This window comes from Streptomyces sp. NPDC096136, assembly GCF_044763325.1.
GTDB lineage: Bacteria > Actinomycetota > Actinomycetes > Streptomycetales > Streptomycetaceae > Streptomyces.
Genome location: NZ_JBIWFZ010000030.1, coordinates 17,145 through 34,613 on the forward strand (window position 1 = coordinate 17,145; position 17,469 = coordinate 34,613).

Below are 17,469 nucleotides of genomic sequence, written 5' to 3' on the forward strand. Positions count from 1 at the left end.
AGACCAGGGAGGCGCACCCAGCCCGGCACAGCGGACTACAGTGCGAGCAGCTCCTTGGTCGTAATGGTGAGTAGCTCGGGACCGCCGTCCGCCTCGGGGCGCACGACGAGCGTGTCATCGATCCGGACACCTCCCCGGCCCGGGAGGTGAACCCCCGGTTCGACGGTGACCGGCACGCAAGCGTCCAGTTTACCCATTGCCGTAGGTGCAAGCTGCGGGTCCTCGTCGATTTCGAGGCCGACCCCGTGTCCCATGCACCCGGCGAGGGCCTCGCCGTGCCCCGCCGAGTCCAGTACGGACCGCGCCGCGTGGTCCACTTCGCGGTAGGCGGCCCCGGGCAGCAGCGCCTCCCGGCCGGCCCGCTGGGCGGCGAAGACCAGGTCGTACAGCTCGATCTGCCAGTCGGCCGGCGTGGTGCCGATCACGAAGGTGCGGCCGATCTCGCAGCGGTAGCCCCGGTAGTTCGCGCCGAGGCAGACGGACAGGAAGTCGCCCTCCTCCACCCGCCGGTCCGAGGGCCGGTGCCGGGAGCGGCCGGAGTGCGGGCCGGTGCCGACGGAGGTCGGGAAGGCCGGGCCGTCGGCGCCGTGGTCGACGAGCCTGCGCTCCAGCTCCAGGGCCAGGTGGCGTTCGGTCCGCCCGACCAGGATCGACTCCAGCAGCTCGCCGAGGGCCTGGTCGGCGATCTCGGCGGCGATGCGCAGGCAGGCGATCTCCTCCTCGTCCTTGACCAGCCGCTGCTGCTCCACGGCGGTGCCCAGGTCGGCCAGGCGCAGCCGGGGGGCGACGGAGCGCACGGCGCGGTGCCGGGCGACGGTGAGGTGGTGTTCCTCGACGGCGAGGGAGTCCGCGAGCACGGCGGCGGCGCGGTCGGCCGCGGCCACGGCCGGATCCGCGCCGGGGCCGCCCAGCAGACTGAGCGCCAGCCCCTCGTCCAGCCGCCCCTCGTCGACCTCGCCGGTGGGGGCGGCGGCGCAGAACAGCTCGTCATCGGCGGGCCCGACCAGCAGGACGGCGCCCAGCGGGGACGCCCCGGCGAGGTAGCGGACGTTCGCCGGACGCGTGATCAGGGCGGCGGAGTTGCCCGCGGCGGCGCAGCGCTCGCGGAGCAGGCCCCTGCGGGCCGCGTACACGTCTGACATGTCTTCGAGCGTACGAGCGCCCCGCGCATCCGGCCCGGCGAGCGCGTCCGGACGGGCCGGGGCGTCCCCTCCCGCGCGGCTCCTACCAGCGGGGAGGGCTCGCCAAGGCCCGGGCGAGGGCCTCGTCCAGGGCGCGGGCGGTGGCCTCCACGTCGAGGTGGGAGTTGTCGATGATCGGCAGCCCTGAGCCGTACCAGCCGGCCATCCGGCCGTGGATGCGGGCGACTTCCTCGTCGGACAGGCGCCGGTTGCCGGAGCGGGCGGCGTTGCGGTCCAGGACGATCTCCAGGCCGGGGAGCAGCACGACCGGGAGCAGGGCGGGGCCGACGTGGCGCTTCCAGCCGCCGAGCCCGACCACGGGCCGGTCCGGGAAGACGGCGTCGTCGAGGATGCAGGAGATCCCGTTGGCCAGGAAGTTGCGGGCGGCGAAGCCGCAGGTGCGGCGGGCGAGGCGGTACTGGGCCTCGGAGTGGTCGTTCCAGCCGGCCTGCGGGTCGGCGAAGCCCGAGCGGACCCATTCGCGGACGTCGTCGAGGCTGATGTGCGCGGTCGGCACCGGGCGGGTCGCCGCCCAGTGCCGGGCCACGGTGGTCTTGCCGGCGCCCGCCGGGCCGATGAGCAGGACGGCGAGCGTGGCGCCGCCCGTCCCCCCGGCGGGGGGAGAGGGCGGTGCGGGCGCGACGGGGGGCAGCGGGATGTGCCCGGTCGCCTCGGGCACCGGGGGCGCCGGCCAGCCCTGCGCAGGGGGTATCGGCGGTGGCGGGGGTGCCGCCGGGGGATGTCCCGGCGGACCCCAGCCCCCCACTCCGTGCTGCATCCTCGCCACTCCGTCTCGTTCAGGCGACTGATGCGAGAACGTTATCTCAGGCCGTGAGCTCTTCGGCCAGCGCGCGCAGCGCCAGCCGGTAGGAGCCCAGTCCGAAGCCGGCGACGGTACCGGTGGCCACCGCCGCGATGACCGAGGTGTGCCGGAACTCCTCCCGGGCGTACGGGTTGGAGATGTGCACCTCGATCAGCGGCGCGGTGCGCTGGGCGGCCGCGTCGCGCATGGCGTACGAGTAGTGCGTGAAGGCGCCCGGGTTGATCACGACCGGGATCTTCCCGTCCGCCGCCTCGTGCAGCCAGCGTACGAGCTCTCCCTCGTCGTTGGTCTCGCGGACCTCGACGTCGAAGCCGAGCTCGGCGCCCAGGGTGCGGCAGCTCTCGACCAGTCCGGCGTACGAGGTGGCCCCGTAGACGTCGGGCTCGCGGGAGCCGAGCCGGCCCAGGTTCGGGCCGTTCAGCACCAGGACGGGGCGGCTCACGCCGACACCTCGCCGTACGCGGCGATCAGGTGGGCCGGGTCGGGGCCCTCCAGGACGGTCGGCTTGGCCAGCCCGTCGAGGACGATGAAGCGCAGCAGGTTGCCGCGGGACTTCTTGTCGACCTGCATGGTCTGGAGCAGCTTGGGCCACTGGTCGCCGCGGTAGGTCAGCGGCAGGCCGACGGAGGCGAGGACGGACCGGTGCCGGTCGGCCGTCGCGTCGTCGAGGCGGCCCGCGAGGCGGCCCAGCTCGGCGGCGAAGACCATGCCGACGGAGACGGCCGCGCCGTGGCGCCACTTGTAGCGCTCGTTCTTCTCGATGGCGTGCGCGAGGGTGTGCCCGTAGTTGAGGACCTCCCGCAGTCCCGTCTCCTTGAGGTCGCTGGAGACCACCTCGGCCTTGACCCGGATGGAGCGGACGATCAGCTCGGCCGTGTGCGGGCCCTCGGGCGTACGCGCGGCCTGCGGGTCCTCCTCGATCAGGTCGAGGATCACCGGGTCGGAGATGAAGCCGGCCTTGATGATCTCGGCCAGGCCGCTGACGTAGTCGTTGACGGGCAGCGAGTCCAGCGCCGCGAGGTCGCACAGCACCCCGGCCGGCGGGTGGAAGGCGCCGACGAGGTTCTTGCCCTCGGCGGTGTTGATGCCGGTCTTGCCGCCGACGGCCGCGTCCACCATCGCCAGGACGGTGGTCGGGACGGCGACCCAGCGCACCCCGCGCAGCCAGGAGGCCGCGACGAAGCCGGCGAGGTCGGTGGTGGCGCCGCCGCCCACGCCGACGATCACGTCGGTGCGGGTGAAGTTGGACTGGCCCAGCGCCTTCCAGCAGTAGGCCGCCACCTCGACGGTCTTGGCCTCCTCGGCGTTGGGCACCTGGATGGCGATGGCCTCGTAGCCCTGCTCGGCCAGGTCGGCGCGCAGCGCCTCGCCGGTCTCGGCGAGGGCCTCGGGGTGGATCACGGCGACCCGCTGGGCGCGGCGGCCGATGAGGCCGCCCAGCTCGCCGAGCAGCTGCCGGCCGACCAGCACGTCGTACGCGTCGTGTCCGGCGCCGGCGCCGACCTGGATCCGCGTCACCTGGTCTGTCATACGTCCTTCAACTCCAGAGCGTCGAGGACCGCCTGGGCGACCTCTTCGGGGGTGCGCTCGTCCGTGGCCACCACGACGCGCGCTACTTCGGTGTACAGGGGGCGCCGCGCGTCCATCAGCTCGCGCCACTGGCGGCGCGGGTTGACGGCCAGCAGCGGGCGGGCCGCGCCGAGGCCGACGCGGCGCACGGCCTCCTCGACCTCCATCGACAGGTAGGCGACGGGCAGGGCGGCCAGCAGGGCGCGGGTGTCCGCGTCGAGGACGGCGCCGCCGCCGAGGGCGAGGACCCCCGTGTGCTCGGCGACGGCGGTGGCGACCGCCCGCCGCTCCAGCTCACGGAAGTACGGCTCGCCCTCGTCGACGAAGATGTCGGAGATCTCGCGGCCCTGGGCGGCGACGATGTCCGCGTCCGTGTCCCGGTAGGCGACGCCGAGCCGCTCGGCGAGCAGCGTCCCCACCGTGGACTTGCCGGACCCCATGGGGCCGACGAGGACGACGAGCGGTCCGCCCGTCACCGGATCTGCAGGTGGTCGAGGTAGGACTGCACGTTGCGCCGGGTCTCGGGGACGGAGTCGCCGCCGAACTTCTCGACGACCGCGTCGGCCAGCACGAGCGCGACCATGGCCTCGGCGACGATGCCCGCGGCGGGCACGGCGCAGACGTCGGAGCGCTGGTGGTGCGCCACCGCCGCCTCGCCGGTGGCCACGTCGACGGTGGCCAGGGCGCGCGGCACGGTCGCGATGGGCTTCATCGCGGCACGGACGCGCAGCAGCTCGCCGGTGGTCAGGCCGCCCTCGGTGCCGCCGGAGCGGCCGGAGGTGCGCTTGATGCCCTCGGGGGTGGAGACGATCTCGTCGTGGGCCTGGGAGCCGGGCACGCGGGCCAGCTCGAAGCCGTCGCCGACCTCGACGCCCTTGATGGCCTGGATGCCCATGAGCGCCGCGGCGAGGCGGGCGTCGAGGCGGCGGTCCCAGTGGACGTGGGAGCCGAGGCCGACGGGCACGCCGTAGGCGAGGACCTCGACGACGCCGCCGAGGGTGTCGCCGTCCTTGTGGGCCTGGTCGATCTCCGCGACCATCGCCTTCGACGCGTCGGCGTCGAGGCAGCGCACCGGGTCGGCGTCGAGCTTCTCGACGTCGGCGGGGGTCGGGTAGACGCCGTAGGGGGCCTTGGCCGAGGCCAGTTCCACCACGTGCGAGACGATCTCGATGCCCGCGACCTCCTTCAGGAAGGAGCGGGCGACGGCGCCGAGGGCGACGCGGGCGGCGGTCTCGCGGGCGCTGGCGCGCTCCAGGATCGGGCGGGCCTCGTCGAAGCCGTACTTCTGCATGCCCGCGAGGTCGGCGTGGCCGGGGCGCGGGCGGGTCAGCGGCGCGTTGCGGCCGGTGTCCTTGAGCAGCGAGGGGTCCACGGGGTCGGCCGACATGACCGTCTCCCACTTGGGCCACTCGGTGTTGCCGACCATGACGGCGACCGGGGAGCCCTGGGACAGGCCGTGGCGGACGCCGCCGAGGAAGGTGACCTCGTCCTGCTCGAACTTCATCCGGGCACCGCGTCCATAGCCGAGGCGGCGCCGGGCCAGGTGGTCGGCCACCAGCTCGGTGGTGACCGGGACGCCGGCGGGAAGGCCCTCCAGCGTCGCGACCAGGGCCGGTCCGTGCGACTCTCCTGCGGTCAGCCAACGCAACCTGCTCAACGATGCTCCTCATGCTCGCGCCTGGCACTGCCACGGCGTGTCCGGTGCGCGGACCGCGACCGCCGGTACCCGAATCCTCCCACGTCCCGGGGGTACCACCGCGCTCCGGTCCAGCTATCGGACGCCCGTCTCACGTCCGCGCCACCACCGGTAGCCCTCGAAGAGGAGCAGGACGCCCACGAGGGAGCCGACGCTCCACTTCGCCCAGGCCGGCAGACTGCCGAGCATCACCTTCACGAACATCAGGACTCCGTACGCCGCGTCCCACTTCGACGCCAGCGTCTGCCCCTGTCCGAACGCGTCCACGCGCCCCCCTCACCCCGAAGAACAGCAGGTGGGAAGCCTAACGCGCGGCGAGCGCCCGCTCTCCCGCGGCCCGCATGGCCGCCAGGGGGCCACCGGTGCGGCCGGTCATCAGCTCGAACTGGAGGACGGCCTGGTGCACCAGGAGGTCGAGGCCGCCGAGCAGGGTGCCGCCGCGGCCGGACCAGGCGGCCGCGAGGGCGGTGGGCCAGGGGTCGTACAGGACGTCGAAGAGTGCGCCCGGGGCCGCGGGTACGGCGGCGGCGAGCTCGTCGGTGGCGCCCGCCGGGGTGGTGGCGATCACCAGGGGGGCGTGGAGGGCCTCGGCGGCCCGGGACCAGTCGGCGGTTCGGACGTCCACGCCGAGCCGCTCGCCCCAGCGGCGCATCTCGTCGGCCCGGGCCTCCGAGCGGACGTACGCGGTGATCTCGCCGGTGCAGATCCGCGCGAGGGCGGCCAGCGCCGAGGAGGCGGTGGCGCCGGCCCCGAGGACGGCGGCGGCGGGGACCTTCTCGACCCCGCGCTCGTGGAGGGCCGCGACTATGCCGGGGATGTCGGTGTTGTCGCCGACGCGGCGGCCGTCCCCGGTCAGGACGAGGGTGTTGACCGCCTCCACCGAGGCGGCGGTGTCGCTGATCTCGTCCAGCAGCGGGATGACCGCCCGCTTGAGCGGCATGGTCAGGGAGAACCCGGCCCACTCGGGGCCCAGGCCCGCCACGAACCCGGGGAGCGCGGCCTCGTCGATCTCGAACCGGTCGTAGGACCAGTCCTGGAGGCCGAGCTCCCGGTAGGCCGCCCGGTGCAGCACCGGTGAGAGGGAGTGCTCGATGGGAGAACCCAGCACCGCGGCCCGCGTCCGTGACATGTCCTGCTACCCGCCGTTCTTCTTCTGCGCCTGGCGCTCCTGGAACTCCGCGACGAGCTTCAGGTGCTCGTCGTAGGTCTTGGTGAAGGTCGTCTTGTTGCCGTCGACCGACACGAAGAACATCCAGCCGCCGTGATCGGGGTTGAGCGTAGCGGTCAGCGCGTCCAGGCCGGGATTGTCGATGGGACCGGGCGGGAGGCCCTTGACGAAGTGCGTGTTGTACGGGTGGTCGAAGGCCTGGGCTTCCTTCAGGTTGAAGTTGATCTCGCTCTGGCCCTTGACGTAGTTGTACGTCGAGTCGAACTGGAGCTTCTGGTTCGTGACGTCGTTGGTCTTCTTGAGGCGGTTGTAGACCACCTCCGCCATCTTCCGGAAGTCGTCGTGGTTCTTGCCCTCGGCGTTGACGAGGCTCGCGACCGTGATGACCTGGAGCGGGTTCTCCAGGTTGAGCTCCTTGGCCTTGGCCTCGACGCCCAGCTCCGCGTACTTGTCGGAGGCGTTCTTGACCATCTGCTTGAGCAGGGACTCGGGGGTGCTGTCCTTCTTGAGGTCGTACCGCATCGGGTACAGGAAGCCCTCGAGCGGGTCCATGACCTTCGGGTTGCTCGCGGCCCAGGCCGGCAGGCCGAGGTTCTTGGACTCGCGCTGCGCGATCTCCCGGGTGGTGCCGTCGGGCTTGCCGAGCTTCTTGTCGATCGCCTTGTAGACGTCGGCGTTGCGCATGCCCTCGGGGACGGTGATGACCGCGAGCTTGCTGGGGTCGATCATCAGCGCGACGGCGGCCGCGGCCGACATCTTCTTCTTCAGCGGGTAGATGCCGGGCTGGATCGACTTGCCCTTGGGGTTGGCGTTCGCGGCGTCCACGAAGGCCTGGGCGCTGGCGACCACGCCGGCTTCCTTCAGGATGCGGCCCATCTGGCCGAGGCCCGCGTTCTTGGGGATCTCGACGTCGACGGTCTCTTCGGTGCCCTCGCCGGCGAAGTCCTCGGCCGCGCCGAACCGGTCCTTCAGGTAGCCGTAGCCGTAGTAGCCGCCACCGCCGACGACGCCGAGGATCACCACGGCGGCGACCAGGCAGGCGGTGCCGCTGCGCTTCTTCTGCTGCTTCTTCTTGCCGCCCTTGCCGCGGCCCGCCCGGCGGCCGCCGGCCGCGGGCTCCTCGGCGTCGTCCTCCCCGTCCGCGGGCAGGAGGGACTCCTCCGGCTCCTCCACCTCGGCCGGTTCCGGCTCCAGGTGGCGCTGGTTCGGGGGCTGCGGCGGCGGGAAGGCGTCCGGCGTCGCGTACAGGTCGGGCGCCTCGCCGGGGTAGGCCCCGGCGGACTGCTGGGCGTACGGGTCGGCGCCCGCGTAGGGGTCGGTCTGGACGGCGGCCATGTACTGCTGCTCGTGGCCGCCGTCCCAGCCCTGGCCCTCGTACAGCGGCTGCTGCTGGGGCGGCTGCTGCTGGAGCGGCTGCTGCCCCTGGGCGTGCTGCCCCGCGTACGCCTGCTGCTCGGCGTACTGCGGCTGCTGCTGCGGGTACTGCGCGGGGTATTCCTGCTGGTACTGGGGCTGCTGGTACTGCAGGTCCTGGTGCTGCGGCTCCAGAGGGTGCTGGTACTGCTGCTGCGGGTCACCGCCGTAGGGCACCTGCCCCTGCTGCGTCTGGTGCGCGGTCCACCCCTGGTCCCCGTACAGGGGGTCCTGGGGGTTCCACGGTTCGGAGCCGTGGCCCCGGCCATAGTCAGTCATCGGTCCCCTAGAGCCGCGAGACGTAGGCCGCGGCTCATATCGGCCGCGGCACCCGGTTCCGCCTCTTGAGTGGTGGGCGACGGCTGTTCGAATGCCGTCTCATCGCGCGGAACGTTACCGTATTGCGATCAGACAACCACTTCGACGCACTCGCCGGGCGGATTGCCTGATACCCGTTCGGTCTCAAGAGCGTTCTGGAGGATGACCACGGCGGCTGCCTGGTCGATGACCGACCTGCCCTTCTTCGCGTTCCTCCCGGAGGCGCGCAGGCCCTGGGCGGCGGTGACCGTGGTCATCCGCTCGTCCACCAGACGGACCGTCACCGGCTTGATTCCCTTGGCCAGTTCGTTCGCGAAGGCACGCACCTTGGCCGCGGCCGGCCCCTCCCGCCCGCTGAGCGAGCGGGGGAGGCCGACGACGACTTCGAGGGGCTCGTACTCCTCGACGAGCTGCCGCAGCCGCCGGTGGGCGGCCGGGACGTCCCGGCCCGGGACGGTCTCCACCGGCGTGGCCAGCACCCCGTCGGGGTCGCACGAGGCGACCCCGATCCGGGCGTCTCCGACGTCGATGGCCAGACGGCGGCCGCGGCGCAGGCTCATCGTCAGGCCGTCTCGACGACGAGGCGTTCGACCGCGGCGATGGCCTCGGGCACGGCGCCCGGGTTCTGGCCGCCGCCCTGGGCCACGTCCGGCTTGCCGCCACCGCCGCCGCCGAGGGTCTTGGCGGCGGTGCGGACCAGGTCACCGGCCTTGAGGCCGCGCTCGCGGGCCGCCTCGTTGGTGGCGATGACCGTCAGCGGACGGTCGTTCGCCACGGTGAACAGCGCGACGACGACCGGGCGGTCGCCGGGGATGCGGCCGCGGACGTCCAGGACCAGCTTGCGCAGGTCGTCGGCGCCCGTGCCGTCCGGCACCTGGCCGACGACGAGCGCGACGCCGCGGATGTCCTGGGCGCCGGCGGCGAGGCCGGCGGCGGCCTGGAGGACCTTCTCCGCGCGGAACTTCTCGATCTCCTTCTCGGCGTCCTTCAGCTTGCCGAGCATGGAGGCGATCTTCTCCGGGAGCTCCTCCGGACGGCCCTTGACCAGCTCCTGGAGCTGGGCGACGACCGTGTGCTCCTTGGCGAGGAAGTTGTACGCGTCCACGCCGACCAGGGCCTCGACACGGCGCACGCCGGAGCCGATGGAGGACTCGCCGAGCAGCTTCACCAGGCCGAGCTGGGCGGTGTTGCCGACGTGGGTGCCGCCGCAGAGCTCCTTGGAGAAGTCGCCGATGGTCACGACGCGGACCCGCTCGCCGTACTTCTCGCCGAACTCGGCGATGGCGCCCTGCTTCTTCGCCTCGTCGATGCTCATGATCTCGGCGGTGACGTCGAGCTCGCGCGAGAGCACGTCGTTGATCTTCTGCTCCACGTCGGTGAGTACCGTGCCGGGAACGGCGTTCGGGGAGCCGAAGTCGAAGCGGAAGCGGCCGGGGCTGTTCTCGGAGCCGGCCTGGGCGGCCGTCGGGCCGAGGGCGTCGCGCAGCGCCTGGTGGGTCAGGTGGGTGGCCGAGTGGGCGCGGGCGATGGCCCGGCGGCGCTTGATGTCGATGGCGGCGTACGCGGAGGCGCCGACCGTCACCTCGCCGACCTGCACGGAGCCCTTGTGGACGGAGACGCCCGGGACGGGCTGCTGGACGTCGCGGACCTCGATGACGGCGCCGGTGTCGAGCCTGATGCGGCCCTGGTCGGCGAGCTGGCCGCCGCCCTCGGCGTAGAACGGGGTCCGGTCGAGGACGACCTCCACCTCGTCGCCCTCGGAGGCGGCGGGCGCGGAGACGCCGTTGACCAGGAGGCCGACGATGGTGGCCTCGCCCTGGTTGGTGGCGTAGCCGGTGAACTCGGTGGCGCCGGAGCCGTCGGCGATCTCGCGGTAGGCGGAGACGTCGGCGTGGCCGGTCTTCTTGGCCTTGGCGTCGGCCTTGGCGCGGTCGCGCTGCTCCTGCATCAGGCGGCGGAAGCCGGTCTCGTCCACGGAGAGGCCCTGCTCGGCGGCCATCTCCAGGGTGAGGTCGATCGGGAAGCCCCAGGTGTCGTGGAGCAGGAACGCCTTGTCGCCGGAGAGGACCGTGCCGCCGGCGGCCTTGGTCTCGGTCACGGCGGTGTCGAGGATGTTGGTGCCGCCCTTGATGGCCTTGAGGAAGGCGGCTTCCTCGGCGATGGCGACGGTCTCGATGCGCTTGCGGTCGGTGACGAGCTCCGGGTACTGCTGCCCCATCGTCTCGACGACCACGTTGATCAGGTCCTGGACGACCGGGCCGGTGGCGCCCATGAGGCGCATGTTGCGGATGGCGCGGCGCATGATGCGGCGCAGCACGTAGCCGCGGCCCTCGTTGCCGGGGGTGACGCCGTCGCCGATGAGCATGGTCGAGGTGCGGATGTGGTCGGCGACCACGCGCAGGGAGACGTCCGAGTGGTCGGCGGCGCCGTAGGCGACCCCGGTCAGCTCGGTGGCCTTGTCCATGACCACGCGCAGGGTGTCGGTCTCGTACATGTTCCGCACGCCCTGCAGGATCATCGCGAGGCGTTCGAGGCCGAGGCCGGTGTCGATGTTCTTCGACGGCAGGTCGCCGAGGATCGGGAAGTCCTCCTTGCCGTCGCCGGCGCCCCGCTCGTACTGCATGAAGACGAGGTTCCAGATCTCCACGTACCGCTCGTCGTTGACGGCGGGGCCGCCCTCGACGCCGAACTCGGGGCCGCGGTCGTAGTTGATCTCGGAGCAGGGGCCGCAGGGGCCGGGGACGCCCATGGACCAGAAGTTGTCCTTCTTGCCCAGGCGCTGGATGCGCTCGGCGGGGACGCCGATCTTGTCCCGCCAGATGGCCTCGGCCTCGTCGTCGTCGAGGTAGACCGTGATCCAGAGCTTCTCGGGCTCCAGGCCGTAGCCGCCGTCCGCCACGGAGCTGGTCAGCAGCTCCCAGGCGTACTTGATGGCGCCTTCCTTGAAGTAGTCCCCGAAGGAGAAGTTGCCGCACATCTGGAAGAACGTGCCGTGGCGGGTGGTCTTGCCGACCTCTTCGATGTCCGGGGTGCGGACGCACTTCTGCACGCTGGTCAGCGTGGGCGCGGGCGGCTTGGTCTCACCCAGGAAGTAGGGCTTGAACGGCACCATGCCCGCGGGCACCAGCAGCAGAGTCGGGTCGTCCGCGATGAGCGACGCCGAAGGGACAACGGTGTGACCGCGCTCCTCGAAGAAGCTCAGCCAGCGGCGGCGGATTTCAGCCGACTCCATCAGTGGTCCTCATTCCGGTTGTACGTAACCGCCGAGTGGTTCGGTCGGTGGATGGTCGTGTCGTTGCCGATGGCCCGCAGCCGCCGCGGCCCGGGGAGGGCGGTGACGTTGTCGGGCCGGTCGGGGTCCTGGGTCAGGCCCAGTGCGTCGTTCAGCTCGTCCTCGCGCTGCGTCATTCCCGCCTTGACGTCGAGGGCGAAGTCCTTGAGGCGGTGGCCCGCCTCCACGGCCTTGTCGGCCGCCTGGGCCGCGAGGCTCTCCGGCGTCAGCTTCTTGAGCTGGCGGTTGACCTTGGTGGTGGCCCAGACGCCGGCGGCGGCGCCGGCGGTGAACCAGAAGGCTCGGCGGAACATCGGAGGTCTCAGCCCTTCTGCTTGCGGCGCCGGGGCTCCGGCACCGTGCGGCCGACGATCACGGTGCGCCGGGGGGTCCGCTCGGGTCCCGTGTCGGTCCTGCCCAGTGCCCTGCGCACCCCGTACCCGAAGGCCGCGACCTTGACGAGCGGGCCTCCGAAGGTGGAGGCGACGGTGGAGGACAGCGCGGAGGCGTTGGAGGTGACCTCCTGGACGTCGCTCGCGATGGCGTCGACCCGGTCGAGCTGGGTGCGCGCGGAGCGGACGGTCGTGGACGCGTCCGCCAGCAGCGGGACGGCCTGCTCGGTGACGTCGGCCACCAGCTTGGTGGTGGCCCTGAGCACCTGGGCGAGCCTGGCCAGCGCCACTGCGAGGAAGGAGACCAGGATGGCCCAGAAGACGGCCACGATGATCCCGGCCACCTCTCCACCGGACACGTTGCACCGCTTCCTGAAATCTGGAAACCCGACGGGTTTGGTCTGCTGGTTGAGTCTGCTCCGACCCTATCGCGCCGGAGATCCGCCGCAGTACCGGATTCCAGCGGTGCTCCTCCGGATACGGCAAAGCCCGCCGCCCCCCGGAGGGGACGGCGGGCCGGACCAGCCTGTGAGTGGCTACGTCCGCTGGATCAGCGGGCGTAGTACTCGACGACGAGCTGCTCGTCGCAGATGACCGGGATCTCCTTGCGGTTCGGGTCGCGGTCGAGGCGGAAGGCCAGGGCCTTCAGGTTGACCTGCAGGTAGCGCGGGGTCTCACCCTCACCGGCGTAGCCACCCTCGCGGGCGACCTGGAAGGGGTGCTTCTCGCGGCTGCGCTCGCGAACCGTGATGACGTCGTCGGGACGCACGCGGAACGACGGCTTGTCGACCTTGCCGCCGTTGACCTCGATGTGGCCGTGGACGACCATCTGGCGGGCCTGGTAGATGGTGCGGGCGATGCCGGCACGCAGGACCAGGGCGTCCAGACGACGCTCGAGCTCGACGACCAGCGCCTCGCCCGTCTTGCCCTCGGCCTTCTTCGCGCGGTCGTACGCGCGGGCCATCTGGCGCTCGGAGATGTCGTACTGGGCGCGCAGACGCTGCTTCTCGAGCAGACGGACCTTGTAGTCCGAGTTCTGCTTGCGGCCACGGCCGTGCTCGCCCGGCGGGTAGGGGCGGGCCTCGAAGTACTTGACGGCCTTCGGCGTCAGGGCGATGCCGAGGGCGCGAGACTTCTTGACCTTGGGTCGCTTCTGGTTCACGGGGAACCTACCTCCATGTAAGTTAGGTGAGGCTTACCTTAGCGAGGAGGACGTAATGTCTCGACCACATGGGATCCCCCTGCCCAGTGCGCATCGCAGTTCGGGTTCCAACGAAACGGAATCCGCTTTCGACGACGATAAGCAAGGTCAGCCGCGTCCCAGGGAAGGCGTTCGGCAGCTCACCGGAGCCGAACGCGTACGAACCCTCGTAGAGTCCAACGCCTCAGTATCCCTCACTCTGACGGGTGCTCGTGACCAGGTGTGGACCCGTGACCAGCACGAGTGCGGGACAGGGGCGCCGGCCGCTCGGACCGTCGCCCCGGACGGGGACGTGATTCTCCTTGTGCCAGGGGAATCCGCGGCGGCCAGGGCCGCCGCTCACGCCCAGGACGACGACCTCCCCGCCGTGATCGAGATCACGGACGTGGCGCCGGTGTCCGTGCCCCATCGTATACGGGGCCGCGCACGGCTCGCCGGGTGGCTGACACCGGTGCGCGGGGACGACCGCGCGGTCTGCGCCGCCCTCATGGCGGAGCGCCGTCCGGTGGGCGGGCTGCTCGGGCTCACGGAGTCCCTCGACCTCGATCCCCCGCACACGGGCCGGCCGGCCTGGATGCTGCTGCGCCTGGAGGTCGGCGAGATCTCCGTGGACGACCTGTGGGGCGCGGCGCGGGTGGACCCCGGGGAACTGGCCGCCGCCGAGCCGGACCCGATGACGGCCCACGAGGCGGAGCTCCTCCAGCACCTGGCCTCCGTCCACCCCGGGCGCCTGGCCGGCCTCTGCGGACTGCTGGGCTCCCGGGAGGCGGCCGGACTGACCCCCGTCCCGCTCGCCCTGGACCGCCTCGGGCTGCGCGTGCGCTTCACCGGCGGGCCCGGCCGGGCCGCCTTCGACGCCCGCTTCGACTTCCCCGAGCCGGTGGCCGACGTCTGCGGCCTGCGCCGGGCCCTGCGCTCCCTGTTCGCCGCGGCCGCCCGCTGAGGGCGGGCCGCCGCGCTCCCCGGCGGGGGTCAGTTCCCGCGCAGCCGCTCGCGGACCTTCTCGACCACGTCCGCGTACCGGGACTCCGCCCCGTAGCGGGTCGGCTCGTAGTACCGCTTGCCGTGGATCTCGTCCGGGGCGTACTGCTGGGCGGCGATGGCGCCCGGGACGTCGTGCGGGTAGACGTATCCGACGGCGTGGCCCAGCTTGGCCGCGCCCTTGTAGTGCCCGTCGCGCAGGTGCGCGGGCACGGTGCCGGCCAGACCGGCCCGTACGTCGGCCAGCGCGGCGCCGATCGCGGTGGTCGCCGTGTTGGACTTCGGGGCCAGCGCCAGGGCGATGGTGGCGTGCGACAGGGTCAGCGCCGCCTCCGGGAAGCCGATCATCGCCACTGCCTGGGCCGCCGCCACCGCCAGCGGCAGCGCGGTGGGGTCCGCCAGGCCGATGTCCTCGCTCGCGGAGATCATCAGCCGCCGCGCGATGAACCGGGGGTCCTCGCCGGCCTCGATCATCCGGGCCAGGTAGTGCAGCGCGGCGTCCACGTCGGAGCCCCGGATGGACTTGATCAGCGCGCTGGCCACGTCGTAGTGCTGGTCGCCGTCCCGGTCGTAGCGGACCGCCGCCCGGTCGACGGCCTCCTCCAGGGTCTGGAGGGTGATCTCCTCCTCGCCCTTGGCGATCGCCGATCCGGCCCCCGCCTCCAGCGCGGTCAGCGCCCGGCGGGCGTCGCCGCCGGCGATGCGCAGCAGGTGCGCCTCGGCGTCGGCGGGCAGTGAGACCGCGCCGCCCAGCCCCCGCTCCTCCTCCAGCGCGCGCCGCAGCAGCCCGCTCAGGTCTCCGTCGGTGAGCGGCTCCAGCGTCAGCAGAAGCGAGCGCGAGAGGAGCGGGGAGATGATCGAGAAGTACGGGTTCTCCGTGGTCGCCGCGATCAGGGTGACCCAGCGGTTCTCCACGGCCGGCAGCAGGGAGTCCTGCTGCGCCTTGCTGAAGCGGTGGATCTCGTCGAGGAAGAGGACGGTCTCCTGGCCGTAGCCGCCGGCGGCGCGCTTGGCGCCCTCGATGACGGCCCGGACCTCCTTGACCCCCGCCGTGATCGCCGACAGTTCGACGAACCGCTTCCGGGTGGCCTGGCTGACCACGTAGGCGAGGGTGGTCTTGCCGATCCCCGGCGGCCCCCAGAGGATCACCGACGAGGCTCCGGCCGGTCCCCCGGCCCCCTCCCCCACCAGGCGGCGCAGCGGCGAGCCGGGCTTCAGCAGGTGCTGCTGGCCCACCACCTCGTCCAGGGTGCGCGGGCGCATCCGGACGGCCAGCGGGGCGCTGGCCGGATCCTTCTCCCGGCGTTCCTCGGCGGCTGCGGTGAAGAGGTCTGGTTCCACCCCTAGAGCCTATGCGAGGCCACTGACAGGCCCGCCCGGACGGCAGGGCGAGCGGCCGGACTCAGGAGGTCCAGAAGTCCCACCAGCGGGTCAGGACCAGCATCCCGATGATCCCGATGTGCAGGACGGGCAGGACCCAGGTGAACTCGTCCAGGAAGCCGCGCAGCCAGCCGGGCGCGGGCAGCAGGCCCGTGCGGACGTTGTACGAGGTGACGTACCAGAACATCAGGATCGTGCAGACCCAGGCCAGGCAGCACCACAGGCACAGCGAGTTGATGTTGTACAGCGACTGGTACGTCAGCCAGGCGCAGAAGCCGACGCCGAAGAGCATGCCGGCGTTCAGGGTCAGCCAGTACCAGGGGCGGAATCGGGCTCCGGCGATGATGCTCATGCCGACGCAGACGACGATCCCGTAGGCGACGAGGCCCAGCATCGGGTTCGGGAAGCCGAACGCCGACGCCTGCTCGCTCTTCATGATGTTGCCGCAGGAGACGACCGGGTTCAGGCTGCAGCCCGGCGTGAAGTTCGGGTCCTCCAGCAGCTTGAACTTGTCGATGGTGATCACCCAGGCGGCGAGCAGGGCCGCCGCTCCGGTGATGACCAGCAGCAGGGCCAGCGCCCGGCTCCCGCCGTAGGTCCGCGGAGCGGTATCCGCGCCAGCACCCGTAGTCGTCATCCCGCCCGCTCCACATCCCACATCGGCAAGGTCATCAAGCACGGCCATTGTGCCGTACGGCGGACGCCGCCTTCCGTTCGATCCGGATAAGGACGGCCCGGAACGGACGCCGGGGGCGGGACGGGGAGTGCTCCCCGTCCCGCCCCCGGCGGACCCGCGTCACGGACCGGGCGGACCTCAGGCCAGGCGGGCCCGCACCTCGGCGACCAGGTCGGACACCGCCACGGCGCTCTGCTCGCCGGACTCCATGTCCTTGAGCTGGACCACGCCCTCGGCCAGGTCGCGGTCGCCCGCGACGACCGCGAAGCGCGCCCCGCTGCGGTTGGCGTCCTTCATGGCGCCCTTGAGGCCCTTTCCGCCGTAGGACAGGTCCGCCGCGACCCCCGCCCTGCGCAGCTCGGTCACCAGGCCGAACACGGCCGGCTTGGCCTCGCCCAGCGCGACCGCGAAGACCGCCGTGGCCGCCGGGATGTCCAGCTCCACGCCCTCCGCCTCCAGGGCGAGCACGGTCCGGTCCACGCCCAGCGCCCAGCCGACCGACGGCAGGGCCGGTCCGCCGATCATCTCGGACAGGCCGTCGTAGCGGCCGCCGCCGCCGACCGCGGACTGGGAGCCCAGGCCGTCGTGGACGAACTCGAAGGTGGTGCGGGTGTAGTAGTCGAGCCCGCGGACCAGCTTCTCGTCGTCCTCGAAGGCGACCCCGGCGGCCGTGACCAGCGCCCGGACCTCCTCGTGGTACGCCTTGCACGCGTCGCACAGGTAGTCGCGCAGCACGGGGGCGCCGACCAGCTGCTTCTGCACGTCGGGCCGCTTGTCGTCGAGGACCCGCAGGGGGTTGATCTCGGCCCGGCGGACGGTCTCCTCGTCGAGGTCGAGGCCGCGCAGGAAACCCTGCAGCGCCTCCCGGTACACCGGGCGGCACTCCTTGTCGCCGAGCGAGTTCAGCAGGATGCGGAAGTTGCGCAGGCCCAGCGAGCGGTACGCCTGGTCGGCGAGGATGATCAGCTCGGCGTCCAGCGCGGGGTCCTCGGCGCCGATGGCCTCGGCGCCGACCTGGGAGAAGTGGCGGTAGCGGCCCGCCTGGGCGCGCTCGTAGCGGTAGTACGAGCCGGAGTACCAGAGCTTGACGGGCAGGCTGCCCAGCTTGTGCAGGTTGCCCTGGAGGGCCGCGCGCAGCACGGAGGCCGTGCCCTCGGGGCGCAGGGCGAGCTCGTCGCCGCCCTTCGTCGTGAGGGTGTACATCTCCTTGCTGACGATGTCGGTGGACTCGCCGACCCCGCGGGAGAACAGCTTCACGTCCTCGAACCCGGGGGTCTCGACGTATCCGTAGCCGGAGTTCCTCAGGGGTGCGGAGATCGCCTCGCGCACCGCCAGGAAGCTGGCGGAGCGGGGCGGCAGCAGGTCGTACGTGCCCTTGGGGGCCTTGAAGGTGCTCACGA

The 17,469-nt window shown here is 72.2% G+C and carries 18 protein-coding genes; 1 reads left to right on the top strand and 17 read right to left on the bottom strand.

The genetic code is table 11. From position 1 onward, the window contains the following. Positions 1 to 35 precede the first annotated feature (35 nt). The 14 genes from ACIRBY_RS35860 to rpsD form a co-directional block, all read right to left on the bottom strand. Positions 36 to 1,142 (bottom strand): aminopeptidase P family protein, encoded by a 1,107-nt coding sequence (locus tag ACIRBY_RS35860; RefSeq protein ID WP_403908706.1) that lies wholly within the window; start codon positions 1,140 to 1,142, stop codon positions 36 to 38. 82 nt (positions 1,143 to 1,224) lie between these two features. Then, complete coding sequence (locus ACIRBY_RS35865; RefSeq protein WP_403908708.1) at positions 1,225 to 1,959, bottom strand: AAA family ATPase; 735 nt, start codon at positions 1,957 to 1,959, stop codon at positions 1,225 to 1,227. Positions 1,960 to 2,005: 46 nt separating this feature from the next. After that, positions 2,006 to 2,446, bottom strand: coding sequence for a type II 3-dehydroquinate dehydratase (gene aroQ / locus ACIRBY_RS35870; RefSeq protein ID WP_042812889.1), 441 nt, complete (start codon positions 2,444 to 2,446; stop codon positions 2,006 to 2,008). Beyond that, positions 2,443 to 3,534: a 3-dehydroquinate synthase gene (aroB, locus tag ACIRBY_RS35875; RefSeq protein WP_403908712.1), complete on the bottom strand. Its 1,092-nt coding sequence runs from the start codon at positions 3,532 to 3,534 to the stop codon at positions 2,443 to 2,445. The genes aroQ and aroB overlap by 4 nt, the downstream gene beginning before the upstream one ends. After that, entirely contained in the window at positions 3,531 to 4,049 is a 519-nt protein-coding gene (locus ACIRBY_RS35880) for a shikimate kinase (RefSeq protein ID WP_042812887.1), read from the bottom strand. Before ACIRBY_RS35880 ends, aroB begins: the two co-directional genes overlap by 4 nt. After that, positions 4,046 to 5,230, bottom strand: coding sequence for a chorismate synthase (gene aroC, locus ACIRBY_RS35885; RefSeq protein ID WP_042812886.1), 1,185 nt, complete (start codon positions 5,228 to 5,230; stop codon positions 4,046 to 4,048). The genes ACIRBY_RS35880 and aroC overlap by 4 nt, the downstream gene beginning before the upstream one ends. A gap of 114 nt (positions 5,231 to 5,344) precedes the next feature. Next, positions 5,345 to 5,536 (bottom strand): hypothetical protein, encoded by a 192-nt coding sequence (locus ACIRBY_RS35890; RefSeq protein ID WP_403908716.1) that lies wholly within the window; start codon positions 5,534 to 5,536, stop codon positions 5,345 to 5,347. A 37-nt stretch (positions 5,537 to 5,573) separates the two neighbouring features. Then, entirely contained in the window at positions 5,574 to 6,398 is an 825-nt protein-coding gene (locus tag ACIRBY_RS35895) for a shikimate dehydrogenase (protein WP_403908719.1), read from the bottom strand. Positions 6,399 to 6,404: 6 nt separating this feature from the next. Continuing rightward, positions 6,405 to 8,129 carry an endolytic transglycosylase MltG gene (mltG, locus tag ACIRBY_RS35900; protein WP_403908722.1) on the bottom strand — a complete coding sequence of 575 codons (1,725 nt, stop codon included), beginning with the start codon at positions 8,127 to 8,129 and terminating at the stop codon, positions 6,405 to 6,407. A gap of 128 nt (positions 8,130 to 8,257) precedes the next feature. After that, positions 8,258 to 8,728 carry a Holliday junction resolvase RuvX gene (ruvX, locus tag ACIRBY_RS35905; RefSeq protein ID WP_079425040.1) on the bottom strand — a complete coding sequence of 157 codons (471 nt, stop codon included), beginning with the start codon at positions 8,726 to 8,728 and terminating at the stop codon, positions 8,258 to 8,260. 2 nt (positions 8,729 to 8,730) lie between these two features. Then, positions 8,731 to 11,400 carry an alanine--tRNA ligase gene (gene alaS / locus ACIRBY_RS35910; protein WP_403908726.1) on the bottom strand — a complete coding sequence of 890 codons (2,670 nt, stop codon included), beginning with the start codon at positions 11,398 to 11,400 and terminating at the stop codon, positions 8,731 to 8,733. Next, complete coding sequence (locus ACIRBY_RS35915) at positions 11,400 to 11,753, bottom strand: DUF6167 family protein (RefSeq protein WP_403908729.1); 354 nt, start codon at positions 11,751 to 11,753, stop codon at positions 11,400 to 11,402. Before ACIRBY_RS35915 ends, alaS begins: the two co-directional genes overlap by 1 nt. 8 nt (positions 11,754 to 11,761) lie before the next feature. Next, complete coding sequence (locus ACIRBY_RS35920) at positions 11,762 to 12,190, bottom strand: DUF948 domain-containing protein (RefSeq protein ID WP_366453616.1); 429 nt, start codon at positions 12,188 to 12,190, stop codon at positions 11,762 to 11,764. A gap of 191 nt (positions 12,191 to 12,381) precedes the next feature. Continuing rightward, positions 12,382 to 12,993, bottom strand: coding sequence for a 30S ribosomal protein S4 (gene rpsD / locus ACIRBY_RS35925; protein WP_007263048.1), 612 nt, complete (start codon positions 12,991 to 12,993; stop codon positions 12,382 to 12,384). Positions 12,994 to 13,231: 238 nt separating this feature from the next. Here rpsD and ACIRBY_RS35930 point away from each other — a divergent pair, with 238 nt between their 5' ends. Continuing rightward, positions 13,232 to 13,975 carry a DUF2470 domain-containing protein gene (locus tag ACIRBY_RS35930; protein ID WP_403908848.1) on the top strand — a complete coding sequence of 248 codons (744 nt, stop codon included), beginning with the start codon at positions 13,232 to 13,234 and terminating at the stop codon, positions 13,973 to 13,975. 29 nt (positions 13,976 to 14,004) lie between these two features. On the opposite strand, the gene ACIRBY_RS35935 is transcribed toward ACIRBY_RS35930, so the two are convergent. The 3 genes from ACIRBY_RS35935 to hisS all read right to left on the bottom strand — a co-directional run bounded on the left by ACIRBY_RS35935 (position 14,005) and on the right by hisS (position 17,467). Continuing rightward, positions 14,005 to 15,354: a replication-associated recombination protein A gene (locus tag ACIRBY_RS35935; protein ID WP_403908733.1), complete on the bottom strand. Its 1,350-nt coding sequence runs from the start codon at positions 15,352 to 15,354 to the stop codon at positions 14,005 to 14,007. 61 nt (positions 15,355 to 15,415) lie between these two features. Further along, positions 15,416 to 16,030, bottom strand: a complete 615-nt coding sequence (locus ACIRBY_RS35940) for a vitamin K epoxide reductase family protein (protein ID WP_403908736.1) — start codon at positions 16,028 to 16,030, stop codon at positions 15,416 to 15,418. Between the two features lie 177 nt (positions 16,031 to 16,207). Beyond that, positions 16,208 to 17,467 carry a histidine--tRNA ligase gene (gene hisS / locus ACIRBY_RS35945; protein WP_403908739.1) on the bottom strand — a complete coding sequence of 420 codons (1,260 nt, stop codon included), beginning with the start codon at positions 17,465 to 17,467 and terminating at the stop codon, positions 16,208 to 16,210. Between the last annotated feature and the right edge of the window lie 2 nt (positions 17,468 to 17,469).